Source organism: Streptodolium elevatio, from assembly GCF_040649515.1.
Classification (GTDB): domain Bacteria; phylum Actinomycetota; class Actinomycetes; order Streptomycetales; family Streptomycetaceae; genus Yinghuangia; species Yinghuangia elevatio.
This window is the reverse complement of sequence record NZ_JBEZFP010000203.1, coordinates 1-12,637: the sequence shown is the minus strand read 5'-3', so window position 1 is coordinate 12,637 and position 12,637 is coordinate 1. Positions and strand designations below refer to the sequence as shown.

At 71.9% G+C, this 12,637-nt stretch carries 9 protein-coding genes and 1 tRNA gene; 3 read left to right on the top strand and 7 right to left on the bottom strand.

Annotation, left to right across the window (positions count from 1 at the left end):
* Nucleotides 1–81: 81 nt before the first annotated feature.
* Together AB0C36_RS40800 and AB0C36_RS40795 are read right to left on the bottom strand one after the other, a co-directional pair.
* Entirely contained in the window at nucleotides 82–1,236 is a 1,155-nt protein-coding gene (locus tag AB0C36_RS40800; RefSeq protein ID WP_358364257.1) for a CaiB/BaiF CoA transferase family protein, read from the bottom strand.
* 73 nt (nucleotides 1,237–1,309) lie between these two features.
* Entirely contained in the window at nucleotides 1,310–1,843 is a 534-nt protein-coding gene (locus tag AB0C36_RS40795) for a DUF4383 domain-containing protein (RefSeq protein WP_358364255.1), read from the bottom strand.
* Between the two features lie 179 nt (nucleotides 1,844–2,022).
* Here AB0C36_RS40795 and AB0C36_RS40790 point away from each other — a divergent pair, with 179 nt between their 5' ends.
* The gene (locus tag AB0C36_RS40790) at nucleotides 2,023–2,502 is read left to right on the top strand and encodes a VOC family protein (RefSeq protein WP_358364253.1); all 480 of its coding nucleotides are present in this window, start codon (nucleotides 2,023–2,025) and stop codon (nucleotides 2,500–2,502) included.
* Nucleotides 2,503–2,695: 193 nt separating this feature from the next.
* On the opposite strand, the gene AB0C36_RS40785 is transcribed toward AB0C36_RS40790, so the two are convergent.
* Both AB0C36_RS40785 and AB0C36_RS40780 read right to left on the bottom strand, forming a co-directional pair.
* Nucleotides 2,696–3,898, bottom strand: a complete 1,203-nt coding sequence (locus AB0C36_RS40785) for a cytochrome P450 (protein ID WP_358364251.1) — start codon at nucleotides 3,896–3,898, stop codon at nucleotides 2,696–2,698.
* Nucleotides 3,899–4,476: 578 nt separating this feature from the next.
* Nucleotides 4,477–4,548: transfer RNA gene (locus tag AB0C36_RS40780), tRNA-Val, on the bottom strand.
* Nucleotides 4,549–4,722: 174 nt separating this feature from the next.
* Between AB0C36_RS40780 and AB0C36_RS40775 the strand changes: the two genes are divergently transcribed.
* Nucleotides 4,723–5,487: a restriction endonuclease gene (locus tag AB0C36_RS40775; RefSeq protein WP_358364248.1), complete on the top strand. Its 765-nt coding sequence runs from the start codon at nucleotides 4,723–4,725 to the stop codon at nucleotides 5,485–5,487.
* Between the two features lie 31 nt (nucleotides 5,488–5,518).
* Here AB0C36_RS40775 and AB0C36_RS40770 read toward each other — a convergent pair whose 3' ends face one another.
* On the bottom strand, nucleotides 5,519–6,031 hold the full coding sequence (locus AB0C36_RS40770; RefSeq protein ID WP_358364246.1) for a Rieske (2Fe-2S) protein: 513 nt from the start codon (nucleotides 6,029–6,031) through the stop codon (nucleotides 5,519–5,521).
* Nucleotides 6,032–6,322: 291 nt separating this feature from the next.
* On the opposite strand from AB0C36_RS40770, the gene AB0C36_RS40765 reads away from it, so the two are divergent.
* Nucleotides 6,323–7,162: an NmrA family NAD(P)-binding protein gene (locus tag AB0C36_RS40765; protein WP_358364243.1), complete on the top strand. Its 840-nt coding sequence runs from the start codon at nucleotides 6,323–6,325 to the stop codon at nucleotides 7,160–7,162.
* A 35-nt stretch (nucleotides 7,163–7,197) separates the two neighbouring features.
* On the opposite strand, the gene AB0C36_RS40760 is transcribed toward AB0C36_RS40765, so the two are convergent.
* Entirely contained in the window at nucleotides 7,198–10,500 is a 3,303-nt protein-coding gene (locus AB0C36_RS40760; RefSeq protein WP_358364241.1) for a poly(A) polymerase, read from the bottom strand.
* A complete protein-coding gene (locus AB0C36_RS40755) occupies nucleotides 10,500–12,335 on the bottom strand; it encodes an RNA ligase family protein (RefSeq protein ID WP_358364239.1) in 1,836 nt (611 codons plus the stop codon). The genes AB0C36_RS40760 and AB0C36_RS40755 overlap by 1 nt, the downstream gene beginning before the upstream one ends.
* Nucleotides 12,336–12,637: the final 302 nt, after the last annotated feature.

Genomic DNA, 12,637 nt, shown 5'->3' with positions numbered 1-12,637 from the left:
AGGGCCGGGCACCGATCGGTGCCCGGCCCTCGCCCGTCGCGGGTACCCGGCGCCAGGGTCCGCCGTGCGACGGCGGGTGCCTCAGAGGCCCAACTCGGCCCGGATCGCCGCGCCGTGTTCGTCGACCGCGGGAATCGCGCCCATCGCCGCCTCGCGGCCCGGCACCGTCACCGGCGGCAGCAGCGCCCGCAGCGGGCCGCCGGGGGAGTCGACCTCGCGCCAGCGGTCCCGGGCCGCGAGCTGGGGGTGCTCGGCGAACCCCGCCATGTCGCGCAGCAGCGCGTTGGCGATGCCCGCGGCATCCAGCCGGGCGACCACCTGATCGGCCGTCATGCCACCGAAAGCGGCGGTGATTTCGTCCTCCAGCGCGGCGCGGTGCGCCAGGCGGTCGGGGTTGGTGGCATAGCGCTCGTCCTTCTCCAGGTCGGGGCGGTCGAGCACGTCGCGGCACAGCACGCCCCACTCGCGCTGGTTCTGCACGGCGAGGAAGACGTTGCCGCCGTCCCCGGCGGCGAACGGGCCGTACGGCGCGATCGTCGCGTGCCGGGCGCCGCTGCGTACCGGCGGCACGCCCCCGTACTGCGTCCAGTAGTACGGGAAACCCATCCACTCGCCGAGCGCCTCCAGCATCGAGACCTCGAACCGTCCCCCGCGCCCGGTGTGCTCGCGCTCGTAGAGCGCGGTCAGGACGCCCGTGAACGCGTACATCCCGGCGGCGATGTCCGCTACCGCGATGCCGGCCTTCGCGGGGCCGTCGGGGCCGCCGGTGATCGAAGGAAGGCCCGCCTCGCACTGCACGAGGAGGTCGTACGCCTTCTTGTCGCGGTACGGCCCGCTCGTCCCGTAACCCGAGATCCCGCACACGATCAGCCGCCCGTGCCGCGCCGTCAGCTCCTCGGCCCCCAGACCGAGCCGCTCCGCCGCCCCCGGCGCGAGGTTCTGCACGAAGACGTCGGCGCGCTCCAGAAGCCGGTCCAGCACCGCACGGTCGCCGCCGGCCCGGTCGTCCTTGAGGTCGAGGGCGATCGACTCCTTGCCCCGGTTGAGCCACACGAAATGGCTCGACTGGCCGAGCACCACGCTGTCGTACGCCCGGGCGAAGTCGCCCTCGCCGGGGCGCTCCACCTTGATCACGCGGGCGCCGAGGTCGGCGAGCTGCCGCGTGGCGAACGGCGCCGCAACCGCCTGCTCCAAGGCGACGACGGTCACCCCGGCCAGGGGCAGGGGCAGCGGCATGGGGCCTCCTCGGGCGGTCGCGCGCGACGGCGCGGACGGGGTGTCGGAGGCCCATCCTCCACCGGACCGGCCGTCAGTGGGCGGGCGCCCTCCCGCCGGGCAGGCCGCGGGCCTTTGCGCGCCGGGCGGCCTCCTCCAGGGCGGCCTGGTGCGTGTTGCGGGCCCGCCAGTAGGGGTTGTCGTGCGGGAGCGCGCTGCCGACGCGGCCGTACATGCCGAAGGTCATGAGGACCAGGCCGACCACGAAACTGAAGATCACATTCGACATGCCGAACCCCAGGACGTTGGCGTCCTTGCCGATCAGCGCGAGGTTGACGAAGCCGCTCAACAGGAAGCCGATGCCGATCACGATGTTGAGCGTGGACACGAAGTTGCCGCCCCGGAACGCACCCGCGAGCAGGACGAGGCCGATGGCGATCGACAGCACGCTCAGCGCGCCGTTCGTGGACAGCCCGGCGACGTCCTCACCCGTCGCGCCGAAGAACTCGATCCGGTCGACCAGTCCCAGGATGCCGAAGACCAGCAGGAACAACCCCACCGCGCCGGCTCCGAACCGGTACACCCGGGCGAGCCGGTGGTCCACCGGCAATTCGTCGTGCAACTGCATGGCGGGCTCCTCCCCGCGAAGTCCGTTTCTTGGCTTTTCCACCGATAAATACGATGGTCCTCCTGATTCCGGACGAGCACCAACCCCTCGCGGGGGGCTCGAAGGTTTGCGCCGGCGTTGTTAGCGTGCGCGCAGAGCTGACGGACCGTCAGCCCGAACGTCCGGCCCAGGGAGTACGCATGTCCGATGCCACCGCCACGCCGTCCGCTCCGGAGAGCGGCGACGGGTACGCCGTCTCGCACATCGGCCTGTGCGTCGCCGATCTCGACCGCACGCTGCGCTTCTACTGCGAGGGGCTGGGCTTCGCGCCGGTCATCGCGTACGAGATCGGCAACGAGGCGGCCGCGGCCCTGGAGGTGCCCGGGGACGTGCGGCTGAAGTCGCAGATGATCGCCAAGGGCACGCTGGTGGTCGAACTCCTGCACTACGCGTCGCCCGGCGCGGTCGGCGTACCCTCCGCGCAGCGCAACCAGCTCGGCCTCACCCACCTCAGCTTCATCGTCGACGACGTCGACGCGGCGGCCGAGCGCCTGGTCGCTTTCGGCGGGACGGTGCTGCCCGAGACGCGCACCAGCATGAAGACCGACGAGAGCAGCGCCGAGCTGGTCTTCCTCGCGGACCCGGACGGCACGCGCGTCGAGCTCATGAAACTGGGCTGACGCCTTCCGCTTGGTGTAACAGGTCGTTCACGCTGAGATAACGGCCAGGACACGCACCCTGGTGATCCTGGCCGTAGGGGACTCCTCCAGGGGCCACCCGACAGGGATCCGCGGCGTGCTTCAGGTGCCGTCGCGGATCACCCCTGTCAGCCTTGTCACCCCTGTTGCCCGGGCCGTTGCCCCGGCCGGCCGCTCAGCGCGGCACGAGGTCGATGTACGCCTCCCGGATGCCGTGCACGAAGGCGTTCGGCATGTCCACGACCTCCGTTCCCGCGGTGAGCCGGATCGCGCGTACGCGGCGCAGCAGTTCCTCGAAGAAGATCCGGATCTCCAGGCGGGCCAGCGGCGCCCCGAGGCAGAAGTGCGTGCCGAAGCCGAACGTGATGTGGTCGTTCGGCGTCCGCGCGACGTCGAACCTCTCCGGATCGGTGAACACGCGCGGGTCGCGGTTGGCGGAGCCGTACATCAGCACGACCTGCTGGCCGTCCGGGATCACCGTGTTGCCCACCCGCTGGTCGCCGACCGCCACCCGGCACATGTTGTGGATGGGTGTGACGTACCGGATGAACTCCTCGGTGGCCACCGCCAGATCGGCACCGTTGTCGAGCGCGTCCCACTGGTCGGGGTGCTCGATCAGGTTGAGGAACGTGCGGGCGATGACCGTACGGGTCGTCTCCGCGCCTCCGTCGAGCAGCAGCAGGCAGTCGCTGACCACGTCGGCCGCGCTCACCGGCTCGCCGTTCACCGACGCCTGCGTCCAGGTGGTCATCACGTCGTCGGCCGGGCAGCGCTTCTTCTCCTCGTAGAGCGCCAGGCCCGCGGTGGCGAACTCCACGGCCGCCGCCTTGCCGTCGTCGGTGAAGTAGCGCGGCCCGCCGCCCAGCGCGATGGTCCGCTCCGACCAGTCGCGCAACAGCGGCCACTGGTCCTCGGGGAAGCCGAGCAGGCGCCCGATCATCTTGGCCGGCAGCACCGACGCGAGGTCCGACACGACCTCGACGGTGCCCTTCTCCATGGCGGCGTCGAGGAGTTCGACGCACACCGCGCGCACGTGCGCCTCCCACTCGCGTACACCGCGCGGTGTGAACCACTTGCTCACGAGCTTGCGGCGCTGGTTGTGCAGGGGGTTGTCGAGGCCGATGATCGCCGAGTCGGCGGGCAGGTTCGGCCGGTAACCGCCTTTGTTGCGATCCGAGTTGATGAAGTGCTCGTTGCGCGCCTCGATGTCCTTGAGGTCCGCGTACCGGAAGATGCCCCACAGTTCGTTGCCCGCGTCCCAGGCGACCGGCTCGTGGTCGCGGAACCACGCGAAGACGGGGTACGGGTCGCGCGCGTAGAACTCGCCGTCCAGAAGGTCGAGCGAGGGGCGCGTGCTGCTGGTTGCGGTGGCGTCCATGCGGCGTACCGAAGCACGGATCGCCCGCAGATGCCAGACATCGCCAAGCAACCCCCCGTCGCACCCCGGACAACACCCCCGACAAGCAGCAAACACGCCAGGTCAGAAGCCGCAGCTTCGTCTCGCCGCCCACAAGGCGTCAGTGGCACCCCAACCAAGGCGCAGCGGCGCAGTCACATCTCGCCGCCACCCGGACCGACTTGCACTCAACCAGGCCCGAAGCCGAAGCCTGGGCCAGTCACAAGAAGCTGCATGGCACCTGCCCAAGGCCCGCTGAGAAAATCTCGCCGCCACTCGAACGCTGTGGCACTCAACCAGGCCCCCACCGCGGCTTCGTCCACAAGGCGTCAGTGGCACCCCAGCCAAGGCGCGCACACACAGTCACATCTCGCCGCCACCCGGACCCACTTGGCACTCAACCGGCTTTGTCTCGTCGCCTACAAAGGCGCCAGCGGCACCCAACCAAGGCGTGAGGGGGTGTGGGTGGCGAAGCCCCCACCCAGCGGCGAAGCCGCAAAAAACAACCGAAGACGACCCGGTCCGCGCTCTCCGCGGACATGGGTCGCCTTCGGGTTCGGTGGGCGATACTGGGATCGAACCAGTGACCCCTTCGGTGTGAACGAAGTGCTCTCCCGCTGAGCTAATCGCCCTGAACCGGACCAAGGATACGACGAAGTCGGCCATGGTTTGCAACCAGGTATCCGGCGGCGGGCACCTCCCGCCGGGCGCGGAGCGCTGGGGTAGCGTCGGCGGTTCGGCCGGTGGCCGACCGTTCGCGGTCGGTGGCCGGCGCGCGGATCGGGGCGAACACGGGGGTGCGGCGGGTGAGTACGGCACGGCGGCCGGCACGCGGCAGGGGCGGGAGCGGCCGCAGGCCGTCCCGGTCGGCGCGGAGTCCGCGCGTACCGAGGCAGCGCCGCAGGCCGAACCGTACGCCGCGGCCCACCCGCGGGCGGCGTGTCGCGGCGCGCTTCTACGCGTACCTCACGATCGGGTTCTGCGCCGCCGGGGCGTTGGCGGGCTACCTGCGCGATTGGAAGGCGCTGGCCGGCATCGTGGCCGCCGCCGTTTTCCTGGTCGCCCTCGTGCTCGGAACCCGCTGGATCCGCAAGGGTCTCCGGGACGGCTTCGGGTCCCGCGGCGACGCGGCGCGTCGGCGCCGCATCACCCGGTCCCTCGCCGCCGTCGACGCCATGGACGGCCGCGCCTTCGAGCGCCACATCGCCGCTCTGTGCGAGCGCGACGGGTGCAGGCAGGTGCAGGTCAACGGCGGCGCGGGGGACTTGGGAGCGGATGTGACCGGCCGCCTCCCCGACGGCCGGTTCATGGTCATCCAGTGCAAGCGGTACGCGCCGGACCGCAGCGTCGGCAGCCCGGACATGCAGCGCTTCGTGGGCACCGCGCGTCCCGTGCACAACGCGCAAGTGGCGATTCTCGTGGCGAGTTGCCGGTTCACCGGACCCGCGCGCGATCTCGCCCACACGCAGCGGATCGCACCTGTGGACAGGGACCTGCTGGGGTTGTGGATGAACGGCACGCCGCTGCGCTCCATCGTCGCCATGACGGCGACGAGCACGACGCGGGCCTGACTCGGGTCTGCCGCGGGTCTGACGCGGGCGTCTACTGCAGGGTGATCTGGTCCCCGGACGTGGCGATTTGCTTCGCCGGGAGCGGCTTGGTCGCGGGGCCCGACTCCACGGAGCCGTCGGTCGCGGAGAACTTGCTGCCGTGGCACGCGCAGTTGATGGTGCCGTTGGAGATCGAGCTGACCGTGCAGCCCTGGTGCGTACAGGTCGAGCTGAACGCCTTGAACGTGCCCGCCGAAGGCTGTGTGACCACGACCTTCTGCTGGTCGAAGATCTTGCCGCCGCCTACCGGGATGTCCGAGGTCTTGGCCAGGGCGGTGCCGCCCGCGCCACCGCCGGTCGCGCTTTGCGAGCCGGAGCCGGACGGCTGCGAGCCGTCGCCGGTCTGACCGGTCTGACCGCCTTGGCCGGTCTGGGCGTCGGTCCCGCCGGGAGTGTCCGTCGCGTCGCTCTTGTCGTCGTCGCTGCCGCAGGCGACCAGCGCCGCGCCGCCGACCGCCGCGGCCGAGACCGCGAGAATCTTCCGCCGCGCGACTGCCGAGTTCAATGCGTCCACAGTTCCCCCATGGGGCTCGTAGGGCGCGCACCACGCCGGCCGGTGGTTGCGCATGCCTTCCACACGTACGAGAACGACCGGGGGGTTCAACGCGGGTGACGGCTGGATGAGTGAGTTGCCCGCGTGGCCACTGGGAGCCACCGCGGGCGACCGAACCGTCTCCGTATTGAGGAACGAACCTTTCCTATAAGGCGCGTAGCGTTGTTTCCGAGGCCGCGGGGGTGGGGCCCGGCGACCGCCGGGCAGCCGACAGCGAGCACACCGGAGATGGGTGGAGGCACGATGATCCTGGTCGTAGGTGCTACAGGGCATTTCGGGCGCGAGACCGTCGAAGCGCTGGCGGCGGTCGGCGAGCCGGTGCGGGCGCTGAGCCGTACGCCGGAGAAGGCCGCGCTCCCGGCCGGGGTGGAGGTGGTACGCGGCGACCTGGCGGACGCGGAGACGTTGGCCCCGGCGCTGGCGGGGGTGACGGCTGTGCTGATGGTGCTGCCGTACGGCGCCGACCCGGCAGCGCTGCTGGGCGCCGCGAGCGCGGCAGGTGTGCGGCGAATCGTCTTCGTGTCCTCGGGAGCGGTCGTGGACGGAGCCGCGCCCCAGCCGGACGTGATCGCGGCCTACCACGCCGGCGTCGAACGGGCGGTGGTGGCGACCGGCATCCCGCACACCTTTCTGCGGCTGATGTTCCCGGCCGTCAACTCGCTCTCGTTTGCCGGTCAGTTGGCGGACGGCGACGTCGTGCGGGCTCCGTACGCGGCGGCGGTGAGCGCGCCGGTGCACGAGCGGGACGTCGCGGACGTGGCGGTGCGCGTACTGCTGGAGGAGGGGCACGGCGGGCGGACGTACTTGCTGACCGGGCCGCAGCGGCTCACGCAGGCGGAGCAGGTGCGGGTGCTCGGCCAGGTGCTCGGACGGGCTTTGGTGTTCGAGGAGTTGGAGGCGGGACCGGTGCGTGAGCAAATGGCGCGGTTCATGGACCCGGAGTTCGTCGGGGCGCTGTTCGACCTCATGGAGGCCACCATCGGCAAGGAGGTCGAAGTGACCCCGGCGGTGGAACGCATCACGGGGCGTGCGCCGCGCGGCTATGTCGAATGGGCCGCCAATCACGTGGCCGACTTCGCGTAACGCGGCTGCGGTGCCTGTGCCCGGCTGTCGGCCCGTCAGGGAAGCGTCGGGACGCCCCCGTTGGGGGCGAACACGACCTCGACGCCGGGCAGGCCGCGCGTCCAGCCCTTTGCGGCGGCGGCCAAGTCGTGGACGGGCGGGGGCACGGCGCCGAGGCCGATGGCGAGGTGCGCGTGTGCGGAGCCGGTGTCGAAGGGGCGCGGCCAGGCGTGTGCGTCGGTCGCCCCCGCGTCGGCCAAGGCGGTGAGGAGGGCGCGCAGACGTCCGCGTACCCGGCCCATGAGTTGGTCGAACGCGTCGATCGCGTCGGGCCCGTCGGGCTTGTCGGCGCGTACGGACACCACCGCCCATGCGGCGTGGCGCCGGTGCAGCGGGGGAGGGGCGAACAGTTCGGCCCAGGGGGCGGTCGCGGTTCCGGTTCGGGGTCCGACCTCGGGGTCGGCGGCCGTCTCCAGGAGTTCCCAGGCCAGGTAGAGCTCTTGGCTCAGAAGGTCGCGGCCCGCGGCGGTCACCTGCTCGGCGCAGTTGCGTACCGGGTCGGTGGGGGTGAGAACCGTCAGCGGGGAGCCGGGTGTTGCGGGTACTCGCTGGTCGGCGGAGGGAGCCGACGGCGCGCCGAGGGTGATCGGCTCGCGCCAGTCCCACGCTGCCCAGGAGGCGAAGAAGTGCCGCAGCAGCGCGCTCGCATCGGTCGACGGCGCCAAGTCCCCGGGGGCAATTCGCGCGACGTCGAGCACGGTACGCGCGGCAAGGACGGACCAGGCGAGGCCGGGCAGTCCGCCGAAGGGAGCCGCGTCGAGACCGCGCGCCTTTGCCCATGCCTTCACCGGGCGGACCAGACGGACGAAGGCGGCCTGATGCGGACCGACCGCGCTCAGAACGGCGTCGGCATCGCTCACGGCGCTCAGCGCGAGCGCCGCCGGCTCACCCAACTCCGCACGCCTGACCAGGGCTTCGGACGGCGGGACGATTCCGGTGGGGACGATCACCAGATCGACGTCGAGGCGGGCCTCACGACCGGTGCCGGTGGGGACGTCACGGTCTACCGCACGGCTGACGCCTGATGCGCGTGACGCGCCTGATGCGATCGACGTGACTGCCGCGACGTCCACCGTGAACCGCAGGCCCGGAACCCGTGCTCCCGTCACCCGTCGTACGCGCGACACGCCTGGGAGCGCGGCCACTTCCTCGCGTACGCGCGCCACCGACTCGTCGTGGTCGACCGCCGACTCCGCCGCGCCGTCGGCGGGCCCGCCCGGGACGGCGGCGATCAGGTCGAGGTCGGCACCGCCGAGACATCCGCCCATGCGCCGGGACCCGGCGACGTGGACCACCGACCCCGGAGCGGTCCCGGCGAGCCGCGACGCCACGAGCTCCGCGACGGCGCGGGCATGGGCGTCACGGGTCGGATTCGCAAGGTTCCGCAGGTCCGTGAGGTGGTTCAGTTCGTCCGGGGCCTTCGAGCCCGGCAGACCCTCAGGGCGGGGCAGACCCTCAGAGCCCGGCAGACCCTCAGAGCCCGGCAGACCCTGAGAGCCCGGCAGAGCCTCAGGGCCGGGCAGAGCCTTCCGTCCGTCAAGCCACTCCTTCGCACGCGAAGGCGCCTCCTCCGGCAACCAGCGCAGCTCGCCGCTGCCCAGCGCCAACGTCGCGCGTGGCCGCATCGGTTCGTCGCCGCGCCGGGACAGCAGGACGAGTTCGCCGACATGGGTCGGCATCGCGTCCAGCCGGGCGGCGCATTCCGCGGCGACGCGCTGCGGGTCGGTCGCGCGTCCGAGCGTCAGATGCGGGGTGTAGCCCTCGGCGCGGCCCCGGCAGCGCGGGAACCGGCGTACCAGCGCGGCGCGCAGCGCGGTCCACGGCGCCGGGTCCTCGGGGGCCGGATCGAGCCACACGGTCGCTTCGTCGCGATGCCCGAAGGTGTGCACCCCGTCCAGGCGCACCGCGAACGGGGCGCACTCGCGGACTGCTTCGGCCAGCAGCGGGGCCGCACGCACGAAGTCGGATTCGGGCACGAAGCCGAACAGCACGTTCACGTGCGGCGGCCAGCGGTCGATCTGCGGGTCGTGGGCCCGGCGGACCTCCTGGATCCGCGGCCACAGTTCGGCCGGAGGGATCCACGCGAGGGCGGTGCGTGCCGTCGGCGCCACGTCCAGGACCTCGCCCGCGTCGTCGTGTCCGCCGAAGCCGAGCACCACCTCGACACCGAAGTGGTCGGAAATGTAAAGACCTTCGGCTGTCGGTACGTCGCCGCGCAGCACGGCCTCGACCGCCTTTGTGCCCTCGCCCCGGGTCAGCACGCGGTCGAGACGTGAGACGCGGCCGCTGAGCGACGACACCGCGGCGAGCGGATTCGTCTTCGGGTCGAAGGTGGGCCTGTTGTCGTCCGACCCGTTGACTTCCACCCACGCGTCGCGCATTCCGAGTGCGACCGCGGGCGTGTCACCACCGTCGTTGAAGTCGCCGACCAGCACGAGATCGGCGTCGACGCCGGCGAATCCACCGGCGATGCGGGCCAGTTCGTCGAGGCGTCGGGCCGCCCCGTTCTCGGTGTGGTCGCTCGTGAGGTGGGTCGACGCGACGACGAGCGGACCGGCCGCCGTCTCGACCACCACCGCCGCCACGGCCTTGTGCGGCCCGAGCATGTGCTGCGCGGACTCGCGTACGGCAAGGCGTGAGAGCACCAACAGGCCGCTGTCGTCGACGTCGTCACCCGCCGGGTCGAGGTGCAGCGTGTAGTTCGCGCGCACCCAGTCCGTGGCGGCCAGCATGCGCAGCAGCGCCGGTTCGACCTCCTGGAGGGCGATGACGTCGGCGCCGCAGCCTTCCAAGTCGTCGATGAGCAGGGGGCGTCGCAGGGCGGTGGCGATGCGGTCGCTGTCGTATCGGTCCCACAGGGTGTTCCAGGTGAGGACGCGGATGGTAGAGACGGCGCCGTCGGCGAGATCGGGCGCGCCTGCGCCGGCGGTCGGTTCGCCGCTCGGGATCCGCCCTTGCGCCGGGACCCACCCCTGCGCCGGAACCCACCCCTGCGCCGGATCCCACACGTGCGGGGTCAGCGCGGCGAAGAACGGCGCGCGCAGCAGGCGCCGTTCACGCACTCGTCCGGCCTCCGACTTGTCGAGCCGGTCCACGCCCGCGGCGCGGTCCCACACCACTTCGCCGTCGGCCTCGATGAACATGACGCGGTGCCAGGGGATTTCACCGCCCGGTACGAAGTCGGGCAGCGGAATGCGCTTGGGTGGCGCGCCCCTGCGATTGACACCCAGGACGAAGCGGGCCGGGTCGAACCGCTGGTCCCAGCGGACCCGGTGGTAGACCTGCTCGCTCGTCTGCATCACGCCTCCCGCGCCGCGCCGCCGAGAATGCCGTCCGCGGGACCGGGGACGGCGGAGCCCTGGACGTCACCGAGCACGCCGTCCGCGTCGATGTACCACGTGCGGTGCGCCTGGCCGGGATAGGGCGGTACGAACCGGTGCAGTTGCCCGTACAGCACCTCCGGCGGGACGGGATGCTCGCGGCGGGCGTTGCGGCGTACGAGTTCTGCCTCCTCGACCAACACGACCGCATGTGTGGTCAGTGCGTCCCGGCGCTCGGCGATTCCCCTGACGAGGGAACGCTGTTGCCCATTGAGGGAGGTCGCGTCCCACACCACCGTGCCGCCGCCCGCAAGTGCCTCGTCGAGACGATCGAGGCCGATGCGGAGGATGTCGCTGTTGTCGCGCTGGTTGGAACGCCCACCCCGCGACTCGCGCAAGTCGTCGAGCGAGATCAGGGAGACATCCTGCCCCGCGGCCTTCAGGCTCGCGGCGTGGGCGTCGGCGAAGGTGCTCTTGCCGCTGCCCGACGGGCCGACCATGTGGACCAGGCGAGGGAACGCGCCGGTACGCCACCGCCAGGTCGCCGCGACGGCCTCCTCCGGGGTGGTGATGCGGCCCTTCGCGTACAGCTCGCGGGCCTCCGCCCAGCAGCGGTCGGCGACCGCGTCCTGCGGCAGCCCGTCTCCTGCGGCCAGCGCGGCACGCAAGCCGGTGCGCAGCCCGTCCAACGGCGCCTCTCCCGTCAGCCCGGCGTCGTCGGCGTACAGCGCGGACCAGTCGGCCTGTTCGCGGGCTTCCGCCGCCTCCGGGTCGTGGCGTCCGGCCAGCACGGCGTGTGAGACCGCGTGCAGGATGCCGAGGTCGGCGGCCTGCGACAGCCGTACGAGCCCGGCCCGGCGTTCGTCGTCCGGATAGGGCCGGTGCGGCGCCATATGCAGGCCGACGAGATCGGCGACCCGGCGGGCGAGCGGCATGCCCAGCGGACCCGACAGGCGGGCCGCCAGTCGGCTCCGCCCGGCGTCGTGCAGCAGCGCGGCGAGCACACCCGCCAGGCGCGCGTTGCCGGTCCGGCCCAGGACGTCGAGCCGGGCGGCGGCGTCCGCGACGACGTCCGCGATGTCGGCGGGCGGCGGCCCCGCCTTCGCGGGGTAGGGGGTGTCGGGAGGCATCCCGATCGCGGCGAGCAGCGCGGGGATGTCGGCGGGCGCGCCGGAACGTACGTTCCACAGCGCGGTCGTGGGGCCTAGGCCGTTCTCCACGACGGCCGCGTGCATCCAGTGTGTGTCCGTCTGCACGTGCCGCGGCCGCACCCACTTCGCCACCCGTACGCCGAACTCCGCGCGGGGGAAGCCGGCCACGGTCCGGACGACGTACCCCTCCTGCCGGGTCAGGTCCAACCGCAGGGCGCGCAAGGCCCGTTCGTCGTAGATGCCGCGCCAGAGCACACGTGGGGCCGGAACACCCAGGCGGGCGAGGAAGCGTACGGTGCGGTCCCAGCCCAGGCATTCGTCGCCGGCCCAGACCGAGAACCCGTAGAACCAGCTGTCGAGGTCGTCGTAGGCGATGGAGTGGCGCGCGTACAGATTCTCCCCGCAGACCCGCCAGCCGTCCGGTATGCCGGGGCCGACGCGGCCTTGCAGGCCCTTGATCCACGCGCGCGACGGGTGGTGTCCGGAGTCCAGCGAGCGTGCGTGCATCCCGTCGGCGTAGAGCGTCGTGTTCTCGCCGTCGAGTTTCTCGGTGACGACCACTTCGCGACCGACGAGCCCGCTGGCGTCCCCGGTCCGGACGTCGTCCGCCGACGCACCGGGCGACCACGGAAGATGCGCCGTGCGTGGATAGTGCACCCGCATGACCGGCTCCCTGCCCCGCACTCCGTGCCCGCGCGCCATCGCACCGCATTGCGCGGCGTCGCTTTGCGCGGTGCTGCGCTACACCGCGCCACACCGCGCCGCATTACGCCGCGCGTGGTTGTGCTGCGCCGCGCGTCGCCACGCTGCTGCTTGCCACGTGCCTTCGTGACGACGTCCGCGCCGCCACATCCCGGCCACTGTAGGAGGTGAACCGCCCCGGGTTTGATGGAGATCTCAGATGGTTGCTGTGACGTGGGGTTTCGCGGTTGTCTGGTAGTAGTTGGCTTCGTACTCGACGGGCG

Coding starts and splice junctions, on each gene's coding strand:
- AB0C36_RS40800 (WP_358364257.1), bottom strand. CDS start 1,236: ATGCCGCTGCCCCTGCCCCTGGCCGGGGTGACCGTCGTCGCCTTGGAG.
- AB0C36_RS40795 (WP_358364255.1), bottom strand. CDS start 1,843: ATGCAGTTGCACGACGAATTGCCGGTGGACCACCGGCTCGCCCGGGTG.
- AB0C36_RS40790 (WP_358364253.1), top strand. CDS start 2,023: ATGTCCGATGCCACCGCCACGCCGTCCGCTCCGGAGAGCGGCGACGGG.
- AB0C36_RS40785 (WP_358364251.1), bottom strand. CDS start 3,898: ATGGACGCCACCGCAACCAGCAGCACGCGCCCCTCGCTCGACCTTCTG.
- AB0C36_RS40765 (WP_358364243.1), top strand. CDS start 6,323: ATGATCCTGGTCGTAGGTGCTACAGGGCATTTCGGGCGCGAGACCGTC.
- AB0C36_RS40760 (WP_358364241.1), bottom strand. CDS start 10,500: ATGCAGACGAGCGAGCAGGTCTACCACCGGGTCCGCTGGGACCAGCGG.
- AB0C36_RS40755 (WP_358364239.1), bottom strand. CDS start 12,335: ATGCGGGTGCACTATCCACGCACGGCGCATCTTCCGTGGTCGCCCGGT.